The organism is Paenibacillus sp. 1_12 (genome assembly GCF_900114475.1).
Taxonomy (GTDB): Bacteria; Bacillota; Bacilli; order Paenibacillales; family NBRC-103111; genus Paenibacillus_S.
This window is the reverse complement of record NZ_FOTE01000001.1, coordinates 569,981-596,177: the sequence shown is the minus strand read 5'-3', so window position 1 is coordinate 596,177 and position 26,197 is coordinate 569,981. Positions and strand designations below refer to the sequence as shown.

Sequence of the window (26,197 nt, the reverse complement as noted above, 5' to 3'; positions counted from 1 at the left end):
AAGCTTACTTCTTCGTAAGCCTTTATTTATTCCTCTATATAAAATGAACCAAAGAAACACACGGCCCGAGCGGAGAAAGCGGACCCTTCTGGAGAAACGAAGTGTTCGTCTTTGCAGACGGATTCTTACCCCTTTGGGACTAAGAATCGAAAGCATCTGGCTGCAACAGCGATTGGAAGAGGGGTCTGCTTTCGCAGCACCTTTTTGCTGTCATGATGTTTGTCATGATGTTTAGTTCATCTTATATAGAAATACAGTGAATAGAGAGCGAAGAGTCCTAATGATCCTGTAGAAGCGTCAGCGTTCGCCTTTGTTTCCTTTCTTTTACCGCTAAATATCATCTAAAATCAAAAAAATACGGAAACAACAGCGATCGGAAGGATATTTGGACGCGCAGCGGTACTTATTCACCGAAAGCAATTAATCCAAAGCCCTCGATTTCATCGTAACCAAACCAGAAGGCTTCCATTGCAGGAATGCAATAATAAGAGTAAAAACAATAGCCTTGCCTAATGTGGCACTGGTTGTATACTCGAATACGGTGCTAAGCACTCCGATGCCCAAAGCGCCTGCAATGGTACCGATGATTTTACCGATGCCGCCAAGAACGACTACCATAAAGGCGTCAACGATGTAATAGGTTCCTATCGTAGGTCCTATAGGTCCGACCAAGGTGAGTGCGCAGCCTGCGATTCCCGCCATACCGGAGCCGAAAGCGAACGCCTGACCGTCGATGCGCCGTGTGGAGATTCCGAGACAGGAAGCCATGCTGCGGTTTTGCATAACGGCCTGCATGTTACGTCCGCCCCGGCTGTGGTACTGATACAAATAAATGATGGTAATGCAGACGATGACAAGCCCGATTATGAACAATCTTTTGTAGGGAAGCATCAGGTCTGTGCCCAGCGCAAGACCGCCTTCAAGCCAATCAGGTGCTTTGACTGCCACGTTGGGAGCGCCGAAAATTTGCCTTGCCAACTGTTGCAAGACGAGGCTGACGCCCCAGGTAGCGAGCAGACTGTCAAGCGGCCTGCCGTACAGAAAGCGAATGAGCATCACTTCGAGCAGCCAGCCAATGACAAAAGCGACAGCGAAGGCGACAAAGATTGATACAATAAAATACCAGCCGAAAGCTGATGCAGGCATATATTTTTGAAAAGTTTGCTGGATCATATAGGCCATATACGCGCCTATCATGATGAACTCGCCATGGGCCATGTTGATGACATTCATGAGTCCAAACGTAATAGCGAGTCCGAGTGCAATGAGCAAGAGAACAGAGCTTAAGCTAATACCGTTAAAAAGTTGGAGCAGTAACAAGCCCATCGGAGTCAGCCTCCCTTATAAAATGCAGGACTGCCCTAATCGGGCAGTCCTTTTTCAAATTGTCCTACACGGTTCATCCGAGAAATGAGAAGGCTTCATTATTTCTTTGTGACCTCTGCGCCCCATGGATACGTTTTGAGGAACGGATCAGGTTTGACCGGTTTTCCGGAGTTCCATACTTCTTTAAATTGTCCGTCGGCTTGCACCTGACCGATTCGAACGGTTTTGTATACGTGCTGATTGTCGCCATCAATCATGACTTTACCGCCGGGTGCATTAAACTCAAGGCCCTTAGCTGCGGCTTTTACCTTTTCCACATCGAACGAACCGGCTTTTTTAACCGCCTCAGCCCATAAGTAAACACCAAAGTAGCCTGCTTCAATCGGATCGTCAGTCACGCGATCTTTGCCGTATTTAGCTTTGTAGGCTTCAACGAATTTTTTGTTCTCAGGTGTATCGGTTGTTTGATAATAGTTCCACGCTGCATAGTGACCCTCCAATACGGAAGCACCGATACCACGTATTTCTTCTTCCGCGATACTAACCGATAGGGTAGTCAAATCCTTTGCGCTAATACCGGCATCCTTTAATTGCTTGAAGAAAGCTACGTTGCTATCGCCGTTTAGGGTATTGAAAATAACGTCCGGTTTATCCTTTTTTATTTTAGTAATAATAGTATTGTAGTCGGTATGTCCAAGTGGAGTGTATTCCTCGGCTACGGTTTCGCCGCCTTCAGCTTTCAGCTGTTCTTTGATGATTTTGTTCGCTGTTCTGGGGAATACGTAGTCAGAGCCTAAGAGGAAGAATTTTTTGCCCTTGTTTTGCAGCAGCCAGGTTACTGCAGGGACGATCTGCTGATTAGTCGTTGCGCCTGTGTAGAAGATGTAAGGGGATGATTCCAGTCCTTCATATTGTACGGGGTAGAAGAAAAGTCCTTTGTTTTGCTCAACGACAGGAAGTACGGCCTTACGACTGGATGAGGTCCAGCCTCCAAAAATAACGGCTGCTTTGTCCTTTTGCAGTAATTTTTTCGTTTTCTCTGCGAATGTCGGCCAATCAGATGCGCCATCCTCGACAACCGGCTTTAATTGTTTCCCAAGTACGCCACCAGCTTTGTTAATCTCTTCTATTGCCATCATTTCCGCGTCTTTAACGGATACTTCGCTGATGGACATCGTTCCGGTGAGTGAATGCAGGATGCCTACAGGGATTGCTGCATCTTGGCCTGCTTCCGGCTTCGCTTCGGCCTTGGTGTCAGCTGCGGCTGCTGGTGCAGCTGTCGGCTGTTTTTGAGTAGCACATCCTGCTAGCAGTACGGTGAGCGACATACATACTGCCATTAAAACGTTGATCCCTATTCTTTTTGTCAACATTCCATCCACTCCTTTTAAACATAGTTGTAATATTCTGTTTCCTAACACAAAGCATGATTCTTGATTTAAAATCACATATCTCTGTATGAATCCATGCAATTGATGTTAGTTACGTGTATTATCATAATTTATGCGTTAGTTATATGTCAATATAATTTACATAAATAAACAGTGGTCAATCATATAAAATATATTATATAATTCGACTTTGCGAAGGGAAAATCTTGTAAAATCGTTGATAAACGTAATATTTTTCTTTGATTACATGAAATAAATGAGTGTCCATGATTTACAGGAGGTTAGATTGCGAATATAATAAACGTACCTCATGTTAATTATTTGTTTTTATTGTGTTATGTTAGTTGACATAAAATGATTTGTGTAGAGGAGGTTATCCGAAATGCACTTAACGGAAAGAGAAAAGGAAAAGCTGCTCATAACCGTAGCAGCAGATGTTGCCCGAAGGCGGCTGACTCGCGGTCTTAGATTGAATTATCCAGAGAGCATAGCTTTGATTACATCGGAAATTATGGAAGGCGCCCGAGATGGAATGACGGTTGCAGAGCTCATGCAATTCGGCACCAAGGTATTAAAAGCGAACCAAGTGATGGAAGGTATACCCGAAATGATTCATGATGTGCAGGTAGAAGCAACCTTCCCGGATGGCACGAAGCTGGTAACAGTGCATCAACCTATCGGTTATGGATAAGGTAGTGCCGTTTTGCAAGATAAAAGAAGACCGATGTTTGCTATTCGAATCAAAACCAACATTTTGACTCTCAGATAAAGGAGTGAGCTGCCATGATTCCTGGAGAATATCGCATCAAGGCTGGCGAGATTGAATTAAATAAAGGAAAACGTACGATGCGAATTCTGGTAACGAATATGGGGGATCGGCCGATTCAGGTCGGGTCGCATTTTCATCTTTTTGAGGTTAACCGTGGACTTCAGTTTGATCGGGAGGCAGCCTTCGGTATGCGATTGAGTATCGCCGCGGGTACGGCTGTCCGTTTTGAACCTGGGGAGGAGAAGCCCGTGGAGCTGGTTGAATTAGGTGGAGCAAAGCTTTCCTTCGGTCTTAATCATCTATCTCAAGGTGCAGCTGTACAAGGACAGATGCCGGAGGCAACTAAGCGGCGCCTTGATGTATGGAAGGAGGGTCCAGTCTCCTATGGCAAAGATGGATCGTAAGGCTTACGCGCAAATGTTCGGGCCTACAACAGGTGATGCAGTTCGTTTGGCGGATACGCAGCTGTGGGCCGAGATTGAGCAGGACTACACCGTTTATGGGGACGAATGCAAGTTTGGCGGCGGTAAGGTTATACGTGATGGGATGGGCCAGTCCAGCCGTCATACGCGGGGTCAGGGTGTTCTGGATACATTGATAACCAATGCGATTATTATTGATCATTGGGGAATTGTAAAAGCGGATATCGGAATTAAGGACGGTATTATTGTAGGAATAGGAAAAGCGGGTAACCCTGACCTGATGGATGGCGTACAGCCGAAAATGATTGTTGGTGCTGGGACAGAAGTCATTGCTGGTGAAGGTAAGATAATTACGGCGGGTGGCATTGATACTCATATTCATTATATATGTCCGCAACAGATTGAAACCGCGCTGGCTTCCGGCGTCACGACGATGATAGGTGGAGGTACCGGTCCGGCTGCGGGAACTAGCGCGACCACTAGTACACCAGGTGTATGGCATATGCACCGGATGCTGCAGGCGGCGGAGGCTTTTCCGATGAATCTGGGCTTTACCGGTAAGGGAAATGCTTCATTTCCTGAACCGCTTATAGAGCAGGTAGAGGCAGGGGCGATTGGACTGAAGCTTCATGAAGATTGGGGAACGACACCGGCTGCTATTGATACCTGCTTGCAGGTGGCAGATCTGTACGATATACAGGTTGCGATCCACACGGATACGTTAAACGAATCCGGTTTTGTGGAAGACACGCTGGCAGCCATCGGCGGGAGAACGATCCACACGTATCATACCGAAGGTGCAGGCGGAGGTCATGCTCCAGATATCATTAAAGCTTCGGCTGAGCTGAATGTGCTTCCGTCCTCCACGAATCCCACCCGACCCTATACAGTGAATACGATAGAAGAGCATCTCGATATGCTGATGGTATGTCATCATTTGGATAGTCGTATTCCGGAGGATGTAGCTTTTGCTGATTCAAGGATTCGTCCCGAAACGATTGCTGCCGAGGATATTTTGCACGATTTGGGTGTATTCAGCATGCTGAGCTCTGATTCGCAAGCAATGGGACGGATTGGTGAGGTTATCATTCGAACCTGGCAGACAGCGGATAAAATGAAGCAGCAGCGCGGACATTTACCTGCACCTGATGAACACTCTACTTCAGAGGATCAAGATAATTTTCGAATTAAGCGATACATTGCCAAATATACGATCAACCCTGCGATTACACATGGCGTTTCTCATTTGGTAGGTTCTGTGGAAGTGGGCAAGCTGGCCGATCTGGTGCTGTGGAATCCGATGTTTTTTGGAGTTAAGCCGGAAACGGTCTTGAAGGGCGGCATGATCGCTTACGCGCAGATGGGAGATCCCAATGCATCTATTCCGACACCTCAGCCGGTCATGAGTCGTCCGATGTTCGGTGCTTATGGGCGTGCGTTGAATCAAAGTATCACCTTTGTTTCTCAGGCTGCCTTCGACTTTGGTGTCCATACACAGTTGGGCTTGCAGAAAAGAATCGAGCCTGTGAAAAATTGCCGTTCTGTCACCAAGAAGGATATGATCCACAACGGAGAGACACCAAGGATAGATGTTAATCCAGAAACCTATGAGGTGAAGGTGGATGGAGCCATCATTACATGCGAGCCTGCAAAGGTTTTGCCGATGGCACAGCGTTATTTTTTATTTTAAAGCAGATGTTTAGGAAACAAGTTTTGCTATGCAAAACACAAGAAAATGCTTGCGAAGTGAATTTTCTGCGAAAATAAGTAGATGCTTACGTAGTGGATTTTCTACGAAAATTCTTAGGATGGTGATTCCATGAAGCAGCAAGCACAAGCTTCCACGACCAATTGGCTCTCCTATGTGCAGCTTCTGGATTCTGCTCTGCCGATTGGCGGATTCTCGCATTCCTTCGGATTGGAATCTCTTGTGCAAAATGGCAGGGTGCAAAAGTCCGCCCATTTGAGAGAGTATGTGGAAACCATGCTTTATCAGAGCTGGGCGGCTATCGATGCCCTCGCGGTCAAGGCGGTATATATGTATGCTCCTCAGGAGCAATGGGAAACGCTGTGGAAGATTGATCACATGCAGCATGTGCAGCGAACGGCCTTGGAAACTCGGGAAGGTGTAGTGAAAATGGGGCGCAGGCTCCAGCAGCTGGGATTATCAATTTACCCGGAGCTTCCTTGGAGTCAGCTTCAGGAAGCAATTCGCCAGCAGCGGTGCTTTGGAACGCACCCTCTAATTCATGGCTGGCTAAGCTATCATTTGCATGTACCGTTGTCGATGGCGGTGGAGGGCTATTTATATGCCTGCACCTTTACTTGCATCAACAGCGGGCTTCGGCTGATGTCGATTGGTCAAACTGAAGGTCAACGTCTGTTGGCTGAGATGCTCCCTGTAATAGCGGAGGCGTGGAAGCAATCGGAGCATTTGGACCCGCTTGAGGATGGTTTTGGAAATACGCCCATGGCTGATATCGCTATGATGCAGCACGAGAATTTATATTCCCGATTATTTATGTCATAACCACAACTATTTACATTATGGATCAGGAGGAATGTTATTATGTGTCAAGGTGGAACGCATCATCATCATGAGTGGGAAGCGCCGGAAAAGAGTCATTTGGATCGTCCTATGCGTATTGGGATAGGGGGTCCTGTAGGATCAGGTAAAACAGCACTGGTGGAGAGACTGGCCCGCAGACTGAACGATAAATACAGTATTGCTGTCATCACGAATGACATTTATACGAAGGAAGACGCTAATATATTGATTCGTTCCGAGGCGCTGACCTCAGATCGTATTATCGGTGTAGAAACCGGAGGATGTCCGCATACCGCGATCAGAGAGGATGCTTCGATGAACTTTGAAGCGATTGATGAGCTGGAGAAGCGGTTTAACCATCTCGATATTATTTTCATAGAAAGCGGTGGTGACAATCTGGCTGCAGCATTCAGTCCGGAGCTGGTGGATCGCTTCATCTATATTATCGATGTAGCTCAAGGTGAAAAAATACCTCGTAAAGGTGGTCCTGGTATTATCCGCTCGGATATGCTTATTATTAACAAGATTGATTTGGCACCTTATGTGGGTGCAAGCTTGACGGTAATGGAAGAGGATACTCGCAAAATGCGTGGTGACCGTCCATTTATTTTCTCCAATATGTTTAATGGTCATGGCGTGGATGCTATTGTTGAATGGGTCGAGCAGGAATTTGATCATGCCTGATATCACTGGCTGCATCACTGCTGTTTTTAAGGAGCGGGAGGGGCAGACGAATATCAGCGATAAATATCATACCTATCCATTAAAAATCGCCAAGACTTTTGCTTTTGACTACGGACAGCTCGGTGTGTATATGATGGATGCTTCACCTGGCATTATGGCAGGAGATCGCTATGAAATCAATTGGCGGTTCGATGCGAGAACTAATGTGTATATAACGAACCAATCCTACACCAAGGTGCATCCGGCACGTCCCGAGTATGGGGATTCGGAATCCGTGCGACCGAGTGAACAGCTTCAATGTTTGACACTTGGTCCAAACAGCTATGTAGAGTATATGCCTGAGCCTGTTATGTTGTATAAGGATGCCGTGTTGTACAGTCAAATGGATGTTCAGATGGATGTGGGATCGACCTTGATTCTCAGTGACCTCATCTGCCCGGGGAGAACACAGCGAGGCGAGTTATTTCAGTATGAGCATTATGAAAATCGTCTGAGCGTTACTTATGAGGATGAACTCATTTATTGCAGCAAACAGCGGATCGTACCTGCACGTCAGCAGCTGAACACCGTTGGCAGCTGGGCTGAATTTACACATCTAGGTACACTGTATATATTCAATGAGCAGGTTGATGCCGCCTTCGTGGAAGCATTACAACTATTTATGGATGAGCAGCTGGAATCGGGTCTGATCGCGAAGCGGACAGGTGAGCAGCAGGCTGCACTTTCGTCTGAAACGTATACTCCACTGGATTATGGCATCAGCCGAACTTATAAAAAAGGAGCGGTTCTTTCCATCATGGGACATAAAGTATATGAGATTCAATGCTTACAGGATGCTGCTTGGCAGTATGTTCGACAGCAGCTCTTTGGCAAAGCTCCACTTCATATACGAAAATAGAAAAGTGTTATCTATAGTAACTGGACGCTGTTGAGAACTATTCTTTGAAAATACAAAGAATAGCAGCTCAAAAGCGCCTTCTTTATGTACAGAGCAGTGAGCGATTTTCATGGTGAGCTCCAAGGGGCTCAACAGGGTACTTGTCTTGATTGCATCAAGCGTGCTTGTATAATCAATCGAAAGTTTCAGGTCATTTAATTGTGCTCATTATAATGGAAATACTTAACATACATATAAGTTGACTATGTATATGAGATCATCTAAAATAAACTCATTAAATCAATGGCACTGAGATATAAATCCGAACAGCTGGGTAAGCGAATCGGGGCCGCCTGTTGAGATACCTCGACAGGCTTTTACAATTTATTTTTTGAAAAGAAGAGGAGAGATTTTCATTGAAAGAAACAAATTCCTTTCGCATTTTATTGTATTATAAATTTGTACAAATCCCTGAGCCTGAACTGTTTGCAGCCGAGCATCTTCAATACTGCAAAAGCCTTGAGCTTAAAGGACGTATTATCGTCGCGGAAGAAGGCATTAACGGAACTCTATCGGGTACGATTGAGCAAACGGAACAATATATGAAGGACATGCACAATAACCCACTTTTTTCTGATATTGTTTTTAAAATTGACGAGGCCAGTGAGCATGCATTCAAAAAAATATTTGTCCGTCATAAAAAAGAGCTTGTTACATTAAGATACGAAGATCACTTGGATCCAAATGTGCTTAGCGGTAAAAGACTCTCCCCCAAAGAGTTTCATGAACAGCTTCAAAAAGAAGATGTTATTGTACTGGACGGCAGAAATAACTATGAATTCGATCTTGGGCATTTCCGCAATGCGATCCGGCCTGATGTCGAATCTTTCCGGGATTTTCCCCAGTGGATTCGGGATAATCTAAAAGAAGCTAAGGATAAGCCGATTTTAACCTACTGTACGGGCGGGATCCGTTGTGAAAAGCTGACGGGTATATTAATGAATGAAGGGTTTAATGAAGTTTATCAATTGGATGGCGGAATTGTCACTTACGGAAAAGATCCCGAAATTCAAGGGAAATTATTTGATGGCAAATGTTATGTATTTGACGATCGTGTTTCTGTCACCATTAATCAAACCGATGAGGACATCATTGTGGGAGTATGCCATCATTGTGGTAAATCGGCTGACACTTATATTAACTGTACGGATGACTTATGCCATCACCAGCATATTTGCTGTGATGAATGCCAAGAGCTGTATAACGGTTATTGTTCCCCAGAATGCGAAACTAATGATAAAGCAGTCACCGAATTTGGTTAAGCTTGAAACACCAGGTCGATGGTTTATTCAACCGTCGGCCTTTTTATTTGGAGACACAAACAATAGTGACAATCCGGCTACATATTTCATCTGAATATGCGACAATATTTTGAATTCGTGTCGTGTTTTATTGTCAAATGGATTTGAGGTTGATATGATAAGGGTTGTAAAAGTTAATGGGAATGTCGCTGCAATTGCTTCATATAGGGTTTTCTTTGAGAACTCAATAGATGCTTACTAAGTTCAGTTTTGCACGAGCAAAACTCAGTAGATGCTGACGAAGTCAGTTTTGCTAAAGCAAAGCTCAGCAGATGCTTAAGAAGTCAGTTTTGCTTTAGCAAAACTCTAAGGAGGACACAATCAAGTGAAAGATCAACTGAGCGTTAACCTTACGGGCGATTCGTTACCTGCTGCATCGGAAGAGGAGCATGTGGACCAAGGTCCTGTGACTTGGCGGGATTTTGTTCAATTGGCCAAACCAGGCATTATTTTCTCGAATTCAATCACAGCGTTTGGTGGTTTTTGGGTTGCTTCTGGATGGCATGTTAATTGGCTGCAATTGTTGTTTACTATGCTTGGAACTGCACTTGTAATGGGTTCAGGCTGTGTGCTTAACAATTATCTGGATCGTGATATGGATACAAAGATGGCACGTACACAAAAACGCGCGCTGCCAAGCGGCAAGCTGTCACCTCAGGTTGTCATGTGGTATGGGATTATCCTTGGCGTCATTGGAGTATCGGGGCTGTGGCTGTTGGTTAATCCGCTAGCTGCGTTACTCGGTATGATCGGATTGTTTGTTTATGTATGGATCTACACGGCATGGTTTAAACGTACTTCGGTATGGAGTACAGTCGTTGGCAGCTTTTCCGGTGCAATACCTCCAGTTATCGGCTATTGCGCTGTACGTCATGATATTGACGCGGGTGCGATTATTTTATTCGCGATTTTGTTCCTGTGGCAGCCTCCGCACTTTTGGGCGCTTGGTATTCGTCGTATGGAGGAATATCGCGCGGCAGGTTTTCCGCTTTTGCCTGTTGTCAAAGGCACCTATGTCACCAAAATCAGTATGATCCGTTATGTGGTACTGTTGGTACCTATTTCTTTACTGCTGTATGTATATGGATATGTCAATGTCATCTACTTCTACGCAGCTATCGTCATGGGACTGTATTGGGCTTATCTCTGTATGAAAGGCTTTAAGAAAACCGAAGGCGAAGAAGAAGTACTATGGGCCAAGAAAACCTTTATTTATTCGATTAATTACTTGACACTGTTATTCATCATTATGGTCCTGACTACAGTGGCGAAATAAGAATAGCCCAAATAACGCTCGGAATGTAGCTTCAAGTCCCATGGCAGCATGGGATATTTTTTTTATCGAAAAGGATGGGAACACCAATGAATAATGCATTTTTACAAAAAAATGGCTTTAAGCTGATCGTTATTGTACTTCTGCTGGCCATGATCGGCACTTTGGGGTATATGGTGCTAAAGGGCAATAGTGCTGGCAGCAAAATGGAAGTTATAAAGAAAGCTCCTGACTTTAAGCTCGACAATATTGATGGCAAATCGATCAGTCTGGCAGAGCTTTCTGGACGCTCCAAGCTCGTTTACTTTTTTTATTCCACATGTCCAGATGTATGTCAGCCAACGACGTACAACTTATCCAAGGTTCAAGATGCTTTGGTGAAAAAAGGGGTTTTCGGTGATAAAACGGCAATTGTCTCCATTACCTTTGATCCGACCAAGGATACAACAGCGCAGCTTCAACAATTCTCCAAAAGCTTTCACGCTGACCCTAAGGGCTGGTATTTCCTACGTGGTGATGAGGCGGCTACAATCGATCTTGCGCAAAAATACGGGGTTATGGTGGTCAAGGATCAACAAGGGCAGTTTACACACAGTAATCTGATTTTGCTTGTAGATAAAAAAGGGGATATGAGAAGGTATTATGCGGGTAACGACGCTGATCTGGATGTCGATAAAATTGCCCAGGACCTGATTGAATTAAGCAAGGAAGGATAGTTGTAATGCTCTTAGGGATCGCAAGCATGGGTGTATGCCGATATTATGCTAATCACATTCATTGCCAATGCTTCCGTCTGAAAGGCACTGCTAACTTTGGATATTCAATTGGGAAGCTGATGTTCTTGAGAATTTGTACAACATTTATGATTATTTATCTAATCTAATTTATTGCTTAGAGCCGGATTGGGAAGCGGGTAGTTAATATACGCCTCTAATCCGGCTTTTTCTAATTGTAGAATGAGGTATTCATCAGGTGTTCCCTCTACGCCGGCATAGCCTTTTCGAGTGTAAATTTGCTCAGCTTCCGGGAATGTGTCTCGCAGAATTGCACGTATTTTTTTTCCTGAGGAATCATTATCCGTAAACAAATATATTTCGCTGCTATCTGCCTGTTTCTTTAATAATTCCAGCCGCTCTGTATTCAGCGAACCAAAAGTACAAAGTAAGGTAATATCCTCTGTTAACAGCCTGCGCAGTTTACTTCTATCATTTTTGCCTTCCACAATAATCGTAATCGACATATCAACACACCTCGGGTTCGCTTGATTAAATGGCTTTACATTCCTTTAAGTAGTATATCCAGTTTTGTCGTTCATTCCAACCTTACCGTATTTCCTGGGAAATGTCGAAATAAAGCCTGAAAATGTCGATTACTCGGTACACAGTGCAGGTTTCTGAGGGAGTAGGGCTTCTGATCATATATAGGAAGCTTCTTTTTGCAGGTTTATGCGGCAACGAAAAAAGGCACCGACATCGCTGTCAGTGCCTTTTTCGTTATAGCTTGTAAATTTTAATGATAATGTGTCAACCTGTTTAACTTAATTAATGAAGTTAGCTTTGGTTAACAAACGTTTCAGCATAGTAGCTGATTGAGCGCGTGTAGCCTGATTTCCAGGAGCGATCGTAGTGTCGGTGATTCCATCAATGATTCCAGCTTCAATAGCTGTTGCTACTTCTTGTTGAGCCCATACGATCTTGTTGGCATCTGTATACTTAGCTAACAATTCGTTTTGACGATCAGAAGTAACACTTGGTTTAGCACCTGCGTAATTCAATGCACGTACTACCATTGCTGCAAGCTCTTCACGTTTGATCGGTTGGTTCGGTCTGAAAGTTGAATCCTCATAGCCGTCGATAATTTGGGCTTTGGTAGCTGCGCCAACAACGCCTGCGAACCAATCACCTGCTGCAACATCCTTAAAGGAGCTGCTTCCTGCCGCTTGCTCAAGACCAAGTGAGCGTACTACCAAGGCCGCGAATTCGGCACGAGTAATGTTGCGTTCTGGTTCGAAGGTTGTATCCGTTACACCATCAACAACCAACTTGTTGGCCAATAATTCGATATAGCCTTGTGCCCAATGGCCTTGGCTGTCAGGGAAGCTCTTGTTCAATTCAATTGCGGTATACACACTGTTACTATTACGTTTAATTACTGCAGTATTCTCTGTATCTGAACTATTAAACAGAGAAGGGACAAAGCTTAGTTTCTTCGTTGTTGGATCTAATACGACACCTGTTGAACGTGTTGTATCTGCTGCTTTGGTCAAAGGAAGAATACGACTCACATAATTTGAACCCAGATCAACTGTTTGAGTTGTGCCATCTGGAGCAAGACCTACAAGGTTGAAGTCAACCGGTGTAGCGATTTGTGTAGCTCCCAAAGCTGTGGCCGCTTCTGAAATGCTAGCCGCATCACCTTCACTTGCAGCACTGATCGATACTTTGATTTTCAAATCATCAACAGTAGTGCCCAATGCGCTAGCTAAGTCACTTAATTTCAATACGGATGTCGGAAGAATATAAGTGCCCTTGCTATTTGTAACGCGTAATGTTTTGGTAGCATCTGAAGTGAAGTTAATCAATGCTTTAGCTGGAATCAAAGCAAGATCTCCACTAAGATTAAGCTCAACCTCATTGTTAGAAGTTAAAGCATTTTCCAGCATGTAGGCATCAATACTTCCGTCAGAAGAAACACTTATGATCGCTCCGGAAATACTTCCGCCGCCACCACCACCGCCGCCGCTACTGCCACCGCCAGTGTTGTTGTTATCATTCGTAGAAATATGTGTTAATGTCTTGGATACTGATTCTGCTGGAACTACGGTATCATGTTTGTATACATTCGTGCTTACGGTTATACTTCCGTAGCTGCCTGATATCGTTCTTGGTTGGATCGTATAGTACCATCCATTTGAGCTATCGTACACATTGCTGTACACGGCTTTAGCTACATCAATAAGTGCACCACTACTTGAATACACGTTGACATAAACCGCGTCACCTACACTGGCATCCAAATAGCTATCGGAGTATACAGTTGCACTTACAGTGTTATTTTGAAAAGTAGCGGTAGAAAATCCTGTTGCAGCAAAAGCCAGAACAGGCAGCATAACTGATATAATCAGCGCTAAAACGGTAACCTGCGCCGTTTTTTTGGTAAAGGCTGGCTTCATTAACTGTTCACTCCTATCATCTCTTTTGTTTTTTTTGTGAAAAGGTTCGTTTGTCACTATGCTTTTCACCTCCTTTTTCGACAATGATATAAAATGCACATGTCTTGGTACAAAGTTCGAACGTAACTCCCTTGTTTAAGTCCGTCTGACCCAAAAAAAACGCATGGGTATATCTGGGTGAAATGAAACTGAGAAGTAACGCTTAACCTAACTTTTACTTACCCCGTGTAAATAACGTTGAATCACACAAAAAAATCGCCGTAAAAGGCGATTTTTATCGTAGATCAAATTAAAGTTATTAAACGTTATTTCCTTCAGACAGAAATAGGTTTGAATGCACGCAGCGGGACGACAGACAAGGCCAGCATCAGGCAGGCAAATGCAATAAAGTAAGGAGAAGTATGACTTCTCAAGTGACCGGCAACAATGGGACCTATAAAGGCGCCTATGGAAAAGGAGATGGACAGGAACGAAAATACACGACCATAATGGCTTGAGCTCGTAATACTTGCCAAGAGAGAGGCGATCGCCGGAAAAATGATGCCTTTGGCCATTCCAATCATAAATAATGAAACGTAGATCGGAATAGGCCAATGAATGGATAAGCCGAAAAAAATAATCGCGAGTCCAAGACTGCCCATAGTGGTCCTCAAAAAAGGAGATTTTCGGTTTAAGAAGATCATGCTTAAGGTGACCAATGCTCCCAGACTGACAAGTGAAAACAAAATTCCTGAGGTTAAAATGGAGCCGTTAGATTCTTTCATTAAGGGCAGCTCAAAAAATAAAATACCTTGTGCACAGGAAATGGACAGCGGGATACCAAAGAACAGCCAGGGGACACGTTCGTTCTTCATTTCAGGGAGCTCATCTGATTGTTCGGTAATACCCGGGGTGTGTGGATTGGAAGGAGCACCAATCGCTTGCTGGCCCTTTGCTTCCTTTACACCGAATATAGCAAAAACACCTGTAGCGATGAGAATCCATCCCAATACCGTGAAGGATTGTGAAAAGCCGAGCTTAGCTACCAGATAAGCGCCAACAGCCGGGCTTAATACAGACGCCATCGTATGAACGAGTCCGTTACCCGCCATAAATTTACTTTGCTGAACACGGTCTTTGGCAATTTTGGCTAGCAGGGAAAGACATGCGGGAGAAAGAAAAGCAAGTACAAAACCGCTAATCGAACGGATAATCAACAAATCCCAGGGGTCGGTTACCCGTGATTGAACTAACAGCACAATACCTGCTACAATTAGACTAAAGATGATAAAGCCTTTGCTCCCATAACGGTCAACACCATAACCCGCCAGAAGATTGCCTGGCAAATGAGTCAATGAGTACACGCCGAGAATGAGCCCGATGAATGAAGGGGCAGCGCCAAGCGAGATTGCAAACGGGGATAATATCGGGTATTGCGCATGCAGATCGAAAAAAGCTACAAACATGAACAAATATAACCACAGCGCGGTTTTCAATCGTATCACCTCGAATGGATCCATAGTCTGCTTGCTTTCAGCAGCGTTATACTACGTTTACGTGACAAGCCCAGAGGTTAGTACCACTTTTTTCGTAGGCCTCCAAACAAGCCGTGCGTCCAGCGTACATATGAAATTTGAAAAGAGGTTGCTTGGTATGGATCCGTTCCTGCTATTATTTTTGGTGGTTATTATGATCTTTCTTATTTTCCGTTTGCGAACCACCTTTCGAAAAGCCAAAAAGTTCGATAAGTCAGACCAAATCCAGCGTCAGCTCGCAGAACTGAGGAAAAAAAGGGATGAAGCCAACGATACAGATAGTGTATGATTACTCTTATTAAATGAGATGAATTTAAGGAGAGATGAAGGTTGGATTTCATTACGTCATTTTTACAAGAGCGTTGGTACATTATTTTGTTGGCTATTGTTATCTTATTCGTTGTTGTCCGCATCGTTAAAACCGTTATCAAATGGGTCATTGTACTTGTCATATTGGCAGGATTATATTTCTATGGAGCGAGCTACAAAGATCAATTGATTAATATGGGTACTGCCGTAACAACTGAAGTGAAGAACCAGGCAATCAAAGTCGTTTCCAACGAAATGAAGGATGCACAGTATAAGCAAAATGCAGATGGGTCATACACAGTTACGACCAAAAGCTTAAAGGTTGATGGCAAACCGGGGGCCAGTGAAGTCACTGTAACCTTCATGAATCAGACCTTTACGATGAAGCTCGATGATATACTGAAGGCACTGATTGAACAAGCTAAAAATAACAAAGCCACTTAACGAGAGCAGCTTTTCTATCATCCTTGAATAGACAAGGAGTTGAGGCAATGGCATCATCAATCAACCAGTTGAGTTCAATGAATTGGATCACTGTGCTTATTGCAGGAACACTAATCTTCTCGATTGTTCAGGGGATGATTCGAGGCGCCTCTTCATCAGCACGTTATTTGGCGCTGATGGCAACAGAAGGTGCTGCAATTGTTTCTGGGATCGTGCTGTCCTGGTGGTTATCCTCCTTGGCTTCACCTTATGTCCAAGAATGGCTGGTTAAGCTCAATATTGTGATTCCTTCCAAGGACCTCGGTCTTTTTGAACAATTTTATTATACGCTCATTACAGCCGTTCGAGATTTTCCACTGCTGCGCTCAGGAATCCTGTTCATCATTGGTTATGCCATCATTAAACAGATCATCTATCGTTTGATCGATCCGTTTGTTGGCGGATGGACTAGAGATAAGGTTCAGGACCCGTCAAGGCATGCACGTGCAAAACGTCCGGGATTCATAAGTAGTGTACTGGGTGGGGTGATCGGTACATTATCTGGTCTCGGACGTTCTCTGCTCATAATTGCAGTTTTGTTTATTTACACTACCTTTTTGCCACAAACCCAGATCACTCCGTACATTCAAGCTTCTACCCTATATCAGAAAGGCGCAGCTACAGTTATAAATCCAGTGGCTGGCGAATTTTTGGCCAATCAGCTACCCGTATTTACGAGACAGGTTGAGGCGGAGCTCAACGATATTTTACAAAGAAAGTACGAAGTGCTGGATGCCCAAATACCTTCCGGGATCGCAGAGGCTGCCAAGGAAGTAACGCTCAAAGGAAAAACCGACGAAGAAAAGGCGAAGCTGCTGTATCAATGGATAGGCACAAGAGTGACTTATGATTGGGACAAGGTCAACCTCTATGAACAAAAAAAGATATGGAAGGAGCAAACGCCGGAAGACACGTATGCAACAAAAAAAGGCGTTTGTATCGACTATTCCAGACTGTATGCCGTAATGGCCCGCTCCATCGGGCTTGAGGTTAAAGTTGTCACAGGTCTTGGTTATGATGGGCGCGGCGGATATGGACCTCATGCATGGAACGAGGTATATTTGAACGAGCGCAGCCAATGGATACCGCTTGATTCAACCTGGGTTGCCAGCGGCGGCAACTGGTTTAATCCTCCCAATTTTAATCAAACACATATCAGGGAAGTATAATAGGCGTTAAACAGCAATGGCTACAAAGGAGTTGTAAGCATGTTTGGCAATAAAAAAGTTAATGATGACCCCCAACAGAAGGAATCGGCCAAGCGGAGTCACTACACATTACGGGTCAATCTGATCTTTTTCTGCACGTTTTTCTTGTTTTCGATTTTGATAGTCAGGCTTGCCGTACTGCAGTTTGTCGAAGGTAGTCAGTTAAAGGCAGAAGAAGCGAATAACACCAAGATGGATACGCCAATTGGTCCCATTCGTGGTAATATTTATGATCGGGGAGGGGCGCCGCTCGCTTTTACCTCCTCTACCCAATCGCTTTATTTTCGTATGGAATCGGACCAAAAGAGAGACGATGTCATTACGCTCGCACGTAAATTAGAGGAAATATTTAAGGAACATGGAATATCAACGAATAACCTGCTGGGCGCATCAGAAATTATTAAGCAAATGGATGTCGGTTACGATCTGGACAAGAACACGACGACAGCGCCGAGTTATTCTTTTGTTCCCCGACGCATCAAATCAGGCTTATCTAATGATGAGATCGCCTATATATTGGAACACCGAGATGAATTAAAATGGCTTGAGATTATGGAAGAAAGTATTCGTACTTATGACAACGGTCCGATTGCAGCACAGCTGATCGGTTATATGAGACCTTTCTCGACGGCAAGGGAGCCGAATAATGGACTTGCCTTCTATAAGAATAAAGACAATACCAAAGGCTATTTGGACACCGAGTATGTCGGATACGACGGTATCGAGCTTATGTATCAAGAAGAGCTTCGCGGTAAAAATGGATCAAAAACGTATCCAGTGAACGCCTCGCAAAAAATTATCGGCAAAGTATCGGTCAAGGCTCCAGAAAAAGGGAATAATTTATATTTAACGATTAACAAGAATGTTCAGGAGGTTGCCGAGCAGGCTATAACCGATCAGCTTGCTGCTGCCAAATCAGCGGCCGCTCGTGCCTCGCAGTATGGCTATGCGCCAAATGCCAAAGCTGGTTATGCGGTTGCGATTGAAGTGGAAACAGGCAAGGTAGTTACAATGGCAAGTATGCCGGACTATGACCCCAACATATGGAATGGGGCTGTGTCGACTAGCGAGTACAATCGGATACAGCCCTTTATCAACAATGGTACGATCACTAGTGCCTTTCCGGATTATCCGCCTGCTGAGATCAAGAACCATCCGAACTCGATTGTATATGTAGGATCGATTATTAAGCCGTTGTCCGTATTAATAGGATTGAACGAAGGGTTGTTCGGTGTTGATACGCTTTATAACGATACGGGTGAATATACGTATGGTAAGGATAATAAATCCAAGCTGACGAATTCGGACAGAGCTTCTTATGGATATATTAATGCATCTGATGCGATCTGGCATTCCTCTAATACGTTCATGTCAGCAATGGTCGGGTACAAGCTTCATCAAAAGTATGGAACTCAATCTGCGGATATTTGGGCGTCCTATTTGAACAAATTCGGTTTGGGTGTGACAAGCGGCAGTGGATTGCCGAGAGAAAACCCGGGTATCAGCGAGTTTAAAACGAATGAGAATGAATCCATGCAATCCAGAATGGTATTTGCCTCATGGGGTCAGAATGAAAAGTATACAACGATGCAAATGGCGCAATATGCGGCTACCTTGGCGAGCAGGGGCAAGAAGCTGAAGCCGTTGTTTGTTGACAAAATAGAAACCTATGAAGGAGAACCGGTGCAGACGATAGAGCCTGTCGTCATGGAGGAAACCACATTTCCAAAAGCATATTGGGATTCGGTAATTAAAGGGATGGAAAAGGTTTCTGTGCAAGGCTTCAACGGATTTTCTTATCCTTATGCACGTAAGACAGGAACCTCAACCCAATCCGTTGGCGGTAAACTGATCGATAATGCCGTGTTCATAGCGTTTGCTCCAGTGGAGAATCCAAAGCTTGCGATAGCAGTGGTAGTACCTGAAGGCGGCTTTGGTTCGTGGAACGCGGCTCCGATTGCACGTAAAATTTTTGATGCTTACGATCAGTATTATGGTCTGGACGGCGTGCCCAAGGGCGCGAAGGGTACCGCTGAAGCACCATAGCTGTTAGTTTTTACACGGAACCTGTCAGCTATAGACGGGTTCTTTTTGTATGCCTTACGGATTTTACTAAGAATATGCTATACTGAAATATCGAATAAATCGCATGATATTTAACGTTGTTGTTGTACACTTGAGGAGGAAATGAAGACATGTGCGGGATTACCGGAGCAATGTATTTTGAAGATAGGGAACCGTCTCAAACGATGCTGAAAGCGATGACGGATTGTATTGTACACCGCGGACCTAACGATTTCGGGTTTTGGGGTGAGAACCGTATTGGACTGGGCTTTCGCCGTCTGTCCGTCATAGACCTTAAGGAAGGTCATCAGCCGTTGTCCAATGAGGACGATACCGTATGGATTGTTTTTAACGGGGAGATTTATAATTACAAATATTTACGCAGCTCGCTTCAGGAGAAGGGGCATGTGTTTAAAACACATAGTGATACTGAGGTTATTGTCCATATGTATGAGGAGTATGGCGAGGAATGTGTAAAACATCTTCGTGGGATGTTTGGATTTGTCATTTGGGATCGCAAAAAAAAGCGTCTGTTTGGTGCTCGTGATCATTTTGGGATCAAGCCTTTTTATTATTTCAAAAATAGCAGACAGTTTTTGTTTGGATCGGAAATTAAAAGCTTGCTGGCTGCGGATGGCATGGATCGGTCTATACGTACGGAGAGCCTACTTAATTATTTGACCTTTCAATACGTACCGGAGCCGGATACGATGTTTAGTGATATTCAAAAGCTACCTCCGGGACATTATATTTCAATTAGTTATGATGGCGATATGCAGATTGGCCGTTATTGGGATCCGATGTTCGAGCCTGAAGAGCGTCCTTTTGGGGATTATGTCGAGCAGATTCGCGAGGGCTTAAAGGATTCCGTTATTCATCACATGCAAAGTGATGTTGAACGAGGCTGTTTCTTGTCCAGCGGAATAGATTCTACCGCCATTGCTACCCATATGCGTTCGATTGAGCCGATTCGCACGTTTTCCGTAGGTTTCGAAGGGGCCAACAATGAGACTGAGATCGCTCGTCAGACAGCAAATGCGTTGGATACCGAGCATTTTTCGAAAATTATTACGCAGAAGGATTTTTTTGATGTGCTTCCCAAAGCGGTATGGCATCAAGATGAGCCGGTAGCCGATCCATCGGCAATCGCTTTGTACCATGTTGCGCAGCTGGCACGGGAGCAGGTTACGGTTGTTTTATCCGGAGAAGGTGCGGACGAGCTGTTCGGCGGCTACCGAATTTATAATGAGCCCAATTCGCTGCGTTCGATTGACCGTCTGCCTATGGGGTTGAAGCGGATGCTGCATAGCGTTGCAAGGATGCTGCCGCACGGCTTGTATGGGAGAAACTTTATATTACGGGGTACAACACCGTTGGAACAGAGATTTCTGGGTAATGCGAAAATTTTCACTGAAGATATGAAATCTGAGGTCGTGCGCATGGATCAGGAAATGCTGCGCAGCTACCGTAATCCTTGGCAGATTGCTGAACAATACTATGCCAAAACAAGGCATCAGGATCCAGTTACACGTATGCAGTACATTGATATGAATTTGTGGCTGCCGGGCGATATATTGATGAAAGCCGACAAAATGACGATGGCCCATTCGCTGGAGCTGCGGGTTCCTTTTCTTGATGTAGAGCTTTATGAGGTAGCTCGTAAAATACCTGCACGTTATCGAATTGCTGAAGGCACAACCAAATATATTTTCCGCAAGGCGATGGAAGGAATCATTCCTGATTTTATTTTGAACCGTCCTAAGCTTGGTTTTCCAGTACCAATGCGTGATTGGCTGAAAGGAAATCAAGGCAAGGTGATGCTGGAGCAGATTGAGGCCAGCGGCATTGAGGATTATATTAACATGGGTACCATTCGTCAAATGGTAGCCAAGCACCAGAATGGACAAGGGGATTACGCTAGACGCTTGTGGACTGTTTATATGTTTGCTCTATGGCATGTTACGTACATGCAGGATCTGCCTAAGCCTTCAGTAGCCGCAACTTTGTAGAGAGAGGGGATTTGAAGGGATGATAAAAGGAGATTACAAGATTATTGCTTTGGATATGGATGGAACACTGCTAAATGAGGATAAAAAGGTTTCCGCGGAAAACCTTGCAGCCATCCAAGCCGCCGAGCGGGCCGGTATCACCGTAATGTTCGCAACAGGACGAGGGATTCAGAATGTGGAAGCTTACATTGAGGAGCTACAACTGGAAGCGCCGATTGTTACCGTAAATGGAGGCGAGGTCTGGTCAGCTCCAGGCAAGCTGCACAGCCGTTCAATACTGGATCCTGCGCTTATCAAAGAAATGCATGCGCTGGCGATTGAATATGATACCTGGTATTGGGCCTATGCGGTCGGAGATATTTTTAATAAGGAGCGATGGGTGGAGCAGGTCGATTCCAGACAGTGGCTGAAGTTTGGCTATTATTATGAGGATGCAGCCAGTCTGCTGGCAATTCGTACTAAGCTGGAGTCATGGGGAACGCTTGAGATTACAAATTCGCATCCGGCGAATCTGGAGCTGAATCCTCTTGGCGTTAACAAAGCTAGCGGTGTCCGTCAGGTATGTGAATTGCTCGGTTATGATATGTCGCAGGTCATTGCGATGGGTGACAGCTTGAATGACATCTCGATGATTCGAGAAGCTGGACTTGGCGTAGCGATGGGCAATGCACAGGATGAGGTTAAAGCTCTGGCAGATGTAACTACACTGAGCAATGAGGAGCATGGTGTCGCGCGAATTATTGAGCAATATATTTTATCTTAAGAATGCTTACGAAGTAAGTAACTCTCAGGAGGTTTTTGCTCATGCTCATAACGGCTTGGATTATAGTCATTCTTTTGTTTATAATCGGGATGATCGGGGCGGTTTATCCGATTTTTCCGGGAGCGATAGCGATTTATGCGTCGTTTTTCGTTTATGGCTGGATGGTCAGCTTTGAGCCTTTTGGTGCATGGTTTTGGGTGATTCAGTCCACGATTTTTGTGGCCTTGATTATCGCTGATTATGCAGTCGGGGCGCTTGGGGTGAAGAAGTTTGGGGGTAACAAAGCTTCTGTTATCGGAAGTACGATTGGTTTGATTCTGGGGCCATTTGTCATTCCGGTCGCTGGCTTGATCATAGGGCCGTTTCTTGGGGCTGTTATTGGAGAAATCATCGTAGGTACGGAAACCAAACAGGCGCTCCGGGCAGGTCTTGGCGCATTGATCGGATTGCTTTCAAGTGTAGTTGTGAAATTGGTATTGCAGACGTTAATGATTGTGATCTTCTTTATTTGGGTGCTATGACGGATAAGTTCACACTTGATTCCGGAGGATGGCTAAGTATATAGGCATTTAGGCAGGGAGTAGGGAATATTGTGGCTAAGGATTCACTAATTAAAGGGACACTCATCTTGACAGTAGCAGCGCTCGTTGCAAGGGCGCTTGGAGTTGTTCAGAGAGTTCCACTTATAGCTTTATTGGGTGATATTGGGCTGGCGAGCTACGGAATCGCCTTTAATTTGTACTCGATGCTGCTGGTTGTAGCAACAGCTGGTATTCCAAGTGCGCTCAGCAAAATGATCTCCGAGCGCACGGAGCTTGGGCTTCATGCAGAAGCTGGACGCATATATCGTGCAGCTATATGGTTCGCTGTAGGGGCGGGAGTCGTGATGACACTATTCCTTTATGTTTTTGCGCCTTATTACGCTAACATGATATTGAATCCGCAGGCGGCGCTGCCGATTCGGACATTAGCGCCTGCTCTATTGCTGTTTCCGTTAATCGCAATAATGCGCGGCTATTTTCAAGGCAGACGGATGATGATGCCCAATGGCTTATCGCAAATTGTGGAGCAAATTTTCCGAGTGGCGGCATCTGTCTTATTGGCGTACTTATTACTTGCACATAGTTTGGAATGGGCGGTTGCGGGTGCTTCATTCGGAGGAGTAATCGGCAGTTTGGCAGCTATAGCGGTCATGATCTATTACGCGCTTAAGCTTCACCGCAAGGATCGATCGGAAGGTTATGGAGCTTCTGAGCAAGCTGGTGAATGGACGCAGCAAGCAAAAACAGCTTCAAGTCCGCTTCCTTTCAAAAAAATATACGCACAGCTGTTCAAGCTATCGATTCCTATTGTGATCTTTTCCTTAACCGTTACATTGGTATATACGATTGACTCCTCGATTGTGACCCTGCTCTTAAAGGATCAGATTGGAGAAGCCAATGCACAGGAAGTACTTGGTGTTCTGGTCGGACGTGCGCAATCACTTGCAGGTATACCTATCATTTTGGCAATAGCTCTTAGTCAGTCAGTAGTACCTATTATTTCATCTGCATATTCCAAAAAGGATATGCAGCAGGTTGGCCAACAGACCGGTAAGGTGCTGCAGCTTTCGATATTAAGTGGCTTGCCGATGGTGCTGGTTATTTGCTTGGCTGCAGGGCCGCTTAATGGATTTATTTTCGGAAATATGAAGAACTCGGCAATTGTAGATACCTATGCGGCACCGATGATTATTTTATTAACGATCAGCTCGATTTTTCAGATTGTGATGCAAACCTCTGGTGCTGTATTGATGGGGATGGGCAAAATGCGCCCGCTCGTGCTGCACGTTGCTGTTGGTATTGCGATCAAGCTGATTGCTAGCTTCGCGCTTGCACCTTGGCTTGGTATTTATGGAATTATTGCGGCAACTTGTCTTTGTTTTATAGTCATGACCGTGCTCAATTTGTGGGTGCTCCGCAAAGAAGTTTCATTTCTTGTCTTGGGTACTCGCCGTTGGTTGGGTGTGGCAATAACGACAATACTGATCGTGCTCGTTGGCATTGGATTAAGCAGTGTCGTTCATTCGTCAATCGGTCCTTTTAGTCAGCCTCGTCTGGCTCCTTTTATTCAAGCGGTGATATTGTGTGCAATTACGGCTGGGGCATACCCTGTGCTGCTAATGTTAACCAAAACAGTTGGTGTATCTGATCTGCACCAAATGCCGCGTCCAATTCAACGCCTTGTGGGGCGGGTAGCTCCCAAGCTAATGAATAAAGGCAGCAATCAAACGGGAAAATAAACATAGATCAAGTTCAAGCACTGACCTCGCGTCGGTGCTTTTTCTTTTGCGAAATTGAACGAGGGAGCTGTTGTACGAACAGGTGTGATTCATTATGGACAGCTATCCAAAATGGTGAGCAGCCTCATACTGTTGATTTTGGGAAGACTAGTTTTGATCCATTTTATTCCATATTGTAGCTTCCCTTGAGTCAAAAAGTTCCAAAATGGACAATTAATAAGGTAGCGAGCTTCTCGGACCAGTTTGTTACAGACATTATGGACTTCTTGGAAGGGATGGTTGATATGGGTGATCAACAAATAAGAATCGGATTGGTTGGTTATAAATTTATGGGGAAAGCACACAGTCATGCATATCGTGACCTGCCGTTTTTTTTCGATCTACCGGCCGTCCCTATAATGCAGGCAATTTCCGGTAGGGATGAGGATGGGGTTAACGCAGCAGCGGAGAAATTGGGCTGGGCTTCCTATGAGAACGATTGGCGAGCTTTAATTCAACGAGATGATATTGATGCGATCGATATAGTTACCCCAAACCATTCACATGCAGAAATTGCGATAGCAGCGTTGGAAGCGGGGAAGCACGTATTATGCGAAAAGCCGCTGGCGATTAATGTAGATGAAGCTAAGTTGATGCTAAAGGCCGCCCTTAAATCGGGTAAGGTCCATATGATTTGCCACAATTATCGTTTTTCTCCAGCTGTGCAATTTGCCAAAAGGCTCATACGTGAAGGGCGTCTCGGCCGTATTTACCACTTTCGCGGCCTCTATTTGCAGGATTGGCTCATGGATCCTGATAGCCCTCTCGAATGGCGGATGCGCAGTGAGGAGAGCGGGTCTGGCAGTCATGGAGATTTGGCATCTCACATGATCGACCTGGCGCGTTTTCTTGTTGGGGACATTGAGGAGGTAGTCGGCACGATGGAAACCTTTATCGGTGCCCGCCCGCTGCCAGAACAGGAAGCCCCCGAGAAAATGACGGAGATGGGCGAGGTTGACGTGGATGATGCTTCCGTATTTATTGCACGCTTTAAGAATGGTGCCATTGGGACGTTTGAGGCTACTCGCTTTGCAGGAGGTAACCGTAATGGCAATCGTTTTGAAATCAATGGCGAACGCGGCTCTATCCGCTGGGATTTGGAAAGCATGAATGTTCTTGAAGTGTACTTGAAGGATGATGAGCCTGGTTTGCAGGGCTTTCGAACCATCACCTGCACGGAAACGGAGCATCCCTATGGCAACGTTTATTGGGCGCCTGGCCATAATATCGGCTATGAACATACCTTTTTGGGTTTGATTCGTGAGTTTTTGAACGGAATCGCCACAGGTCGATGTCCGCAACCAAGCTTTGCCGATGGGCTTCAGAATCAAATGGTGCTGGAGGCAGTCGAGAAATCAAATCGCAGCCGGCAGTGGGTATCAGTAGATGGTATATAAGGGACTCTGGACTTCTCGATCACTGGATCGGTATTAATCCACTCTTTTCCATAGCGGCAACTCCCTTGGCGCTTATCAGCCAACTCAGCATATAGTGTCCGGGAAGTGGGAGGAACGGTTGGAGTCATGAAATTGAACTGGGCTCCAATCTGCATCAAAAGCGTTGCCGTATCAAATAAAGCCCAGTGCTCCGCGATTTGTTTATCTTTGATGAAATATTCCCGATAAACAGCGGCTTCGATTGGATGACCGGTCGGTCCACTTCCGCGAAATTCTCTCAGGTGAGTGCCGAGCATGATCATTATAT

The 26,197-nt window shown here is 44.9% G+C and carries 23 protein-coding genes; 17 read left to right on the top strand and 6 right to left on the bottom strand.

All coding sequences use genetic code 11. The annotated features are described in order from the left end of the window. Nucleotides 1-420: 420 nt before the first annotated feature. Nucleotides 421-1,326, bottom strand: coding sequence for an urea ABC transporter permease subunit UrtB (gene urtB / locus BM210_RS02610; protein WP_091164136.1), 906 nt, complete (start codon nt 1,324-1,326; stop codon nt 421-423). 98 nt (nt 1,327-1,424) lie between these two features. Beyond that, a complete protein-coding gene (urtA, locus tag BM210_RS02605) occupies nt 1,425-2,699 on the bottom strand; it encodes an urea ABC transporter substrate-binding protein (protein WP_177237584.1) in 1,275 nt (424 codons plus the stop codon). 400 nt (nt 2,700-3,099) lie between these two features. Here urtA and BM210_RS02600 point away from each other — a divergent pair, with 400 nt between their 5' ends. From BM210_RS02600 to BM210_RS02560, 9 genes are all read left to right on the top strand, one after another. Beyond that, a complete protein-coding gene (locus BM210_RS02600) occupies nt 3,100-3,408 on the top strand; it encodes an urease subunit gamma (protein ID WP_091164134.1) in 309 nt (102 codons plus the stop codon). 92 nt (nt 3,409-3,500) lie between these two features. Then, on the top strand, nt 3,501-3,890 hold the full coding sequence (gene ureB / locus BM210_RS02595; RefSeq protein ID WP_091164132.1) for an urease subunit beta: 390 nt from the start codon (nt 3,501-3,503) through the stop codon (nt 3,888-3,890). Then, nucleotides 3,871-5,598 (top strand): urease subunit alpha, encoded by a 1,728-nt coding sequence (ureC, locus tag BM210_RS02590; RefSeq protein ID WP_091164130.1) that lies wholly within the window; start codon nt 3,871-3,873, stop codon nt 5,596-5,598. Before ureB ends, ureC begins: the two co-directional genes overlap by 20 nt. A 129-nt stretch (nt 5,599-5,727) precedes the next feature. Then, nucleotides 5,728-6,438: an urease accessory protein UreF gene (locus BM210_RS02585; protein ID WP_091164128.1), complete on the top strand. Its 711-nt coding sequence runs from the start codon at nt 5,728-5,730 to the stop codon at nt 6,436-6,438. Between the two features lie 39 nt (nt 6,439-6,477). Beyond that, nucleotides 6,478-7,140: an urease accessory protein UreG gene (ureG, locus tag BM210_RS02580; RefSeq protein WP_091164126.1), complete on the top strand. Its 663-nt coding sequence runs from the start codon at nt 6,478-6,480 to the stop codon at nt 7,138-7,140. Beyond that, nucleotides 7,133-8,038: an urease accessory protein UreD gene (locus BM210_RS02575; RefSeq protein WP_177237583.1), complete on the top strand. Its 906-nt coding sequence runs from the start codon at nt 7,133-7,135 to the stop codon at nt 8,036-8,038. Before ureG ends, BM210_RS02575 begins: the two co-directional genes overlap by 8 nt. Before the next feature lie 395 nt (nt 8,039-8,433). Further along, nucleotides 8,434-9,339, top strand: coding sequence for an oxygen-dependent tRNA uridine(34) hydroxylase TrhO (locus tag BM210_RS02570; protein ID WP_091164122.1), 906 nt, complete (start codon nt 8,434-8,436; stop codon nt 9,337-9,339). A gap of 364 nt (nt 9,340-9,703) precedes the next feature. Further along, nucleotides 9,704-10,654, top strand: coding sequence for a heme o synthase (gene cyoE, locus BM210_RS02565; protein ID WP_091164120.1), 951 nt, complete (start codon nt 9,704-9,706; stop codon nt 10,652-10,654). 86 nt (nt 10,655-10,740) lie between these two features. Next, entirely contained in the window at nt 10,741-11,367 is a 627-nt protein-coding gene (locus tag BM210_RS02560; RefSeq protein WP_091164118.1) for an SCO family protein, read from the top strand. A 158-nt stretch (nt 11,368-11,525) separates the two neighbouring features. On the opposite strand, the gene BM210_RS02555 is transcribed toward BM210_RS02560, so the two are convergent. The 3 genes from BM210_RS02555 to BM210_RS02545 all read right to left on the bottom strand — a co-directional run bounded on the left by BM210_RS02555 (nt 11,526) and on the right by BM210_RS02545 (nt 15,298). After that, nucleotides 11,526-11,891: a toprim domain-containing protein gene (locus BM210_RS02555; RefSeq protein WP_091164116.1), complete on the bottom strand. Its 366-nt coding sequence runs from the start codon at nt 11,889-11,891 to the stop codon at nt 11,526-11,528. Between the two features lie 297 nt (nt 11,892-12,188). After that, nucleotides 12,189-13,823: an S-layer homology domain-containing protein gene (locus BM210_RS02550; protein ID WP_091164114.1), complete on the bottom strand. Its 1,635-nt coding sequence runs from the start codon at nt 13,821-13,823 to the stop codon at nt 12,189-12,191. Nucleotides 13,824-14,137: 314 nt separating this feature from the next. Then, nucleotides 14,138-15,298, bottom strand: a complete 1,161-nt coding sequence (locus BM210_RS02545) for an MFS transporter (protein WP_091164693.1) — start codon at nt 15,296-15,298, stop codon at nt 14,138-14,140. 369 nt (nt 15,299-15,667) lie between these two features. Here BM210_RS02545 and BM210_RS02540 point away from each other — a divergent pair, with 369 nt between their 5' ends. The 8 genes from BM210_RS02540 to BM210_RS02505 all read left to right on the top strand — a co-directional run bounded on the left by BM210_RS02540 (nt 15,668) and on the right by BM210_RS02505 (nt 25,890). Beyond that, complete coding sequence (locus tag BM210_RS02540) at nt 15,668-16,090, top strand: hypothetical protein (RefSeq protein WP_091164112.1); 423 nt, start codon at nt 15,668-15,670, stop codon at nt 16,088-16,090. A gap of 47 nt (nt 16,091-16,137) precedes the next feature. Next, nucleotides 16,138-17,298 (top strand): transglutaminase family protein, encoded by a 1,161-nt coding sequence (locus BM210_RS02535; RefSeq protein WP_091164111.1) that lies wholly within the window; start codon nt 16,138-16,140, stop codon nt 17,296-17,298. 39 nt (nt 17,299-17,337) lie between these two features. Further along, the gene (locus BM210_RS02530) at nt 17,338-19,383 is read left to right on the top strand and encodes a peptidoglycan D,D-transpeptidase FtsI family protein (RefSeq protein ID WP_091164109.1); all 2,046 of its coding nucleotides are present in this window, start codon (nt 17,338-17,340) and stop codon (nt 19,381-19,383) included. 149 nt (nt 19,384-19,532) lie between these two features. Then, nucleotides 19,533-21,410, top strand: a complete 1,878-nt coding sequence (gene asnB / locus BM210_RS02525; RefSeq protein WP_091164108.1) for an asparagine synthase (glutamine-hydrolyzing) — start codon at nt 19,533-19,535, stop codon at nt 21,408-21,410. 19 nt (nt 21,411-21,429) lie between these two features. Further along, nucleotides 21,430-22,173 (top strand): Cof-type HAD-IIB family hydrolase, encoded by a 744-nt coding sequence (locus BM210_RS02520; protein WP_091164106.1) that lies wholly within the window; start codon nt 21,430-21,432, stop codon nt 22,171-22,173. 41 nt (nt 22,174-22,214) lie between these two features. Further along, complete coding sequence (locus tag BM210_RS02515; RefSeq protein ID WP_091164104.1) at nt 22,215-22,694, top strand: DUF456 domain-containing protein; 480 nt, start codon at nt 22,215-22,217, stop codon at nt 22,692-22,694. 68 nt (nt 22,695-22,762) lie between these two features. Then, nucleotides 22,763-24,454 (top strand): putative polysaccharide biosynthesis protein, encoded by a 1,692-nt coding sequence (locus BM210_RS02510; protein ID WP_091164102.1) that lies wholly within the window; start codon nt 22,763-22,765, stop codon nt 24,452-24,454. A gap of 284 nt (nt 24,455-24,738) precedes the next feature. After that, nucleotides 24,739-25,890 (top strand): Gfo/Idh/MocA family protein, encoded by a 1,152-nt coding sequence (locus tag BM210_RS02505; protein WP_091164101.1) that lies wholly within the window; start codon nt 24,739-24,741, stop codon nt 25,888-25,890. On the opposite strand, the gene BM210_RS36155 is transcribed toward BM210_RS02505, so the two are convergent. Beyond that, nucleotides 25,821-26,186 carry an ester cyclase gene (locus tag BM210_RS36155; protein WP_177237582.1) on the bottom strand — a complete coding sequence of 122 codons (366 nt, stop codon included), beginning with the start codon at nt 26,184-26,186 and terminating at the stop codon, nt 25,821-25,823. The two genes, BM210_RS02505 and BM210_RS36155, sit on opposite strands and share 70 nt — an antisense overlap. Nucleotides 26,187-26,197 lie beyond the last annotated feature (11 nt).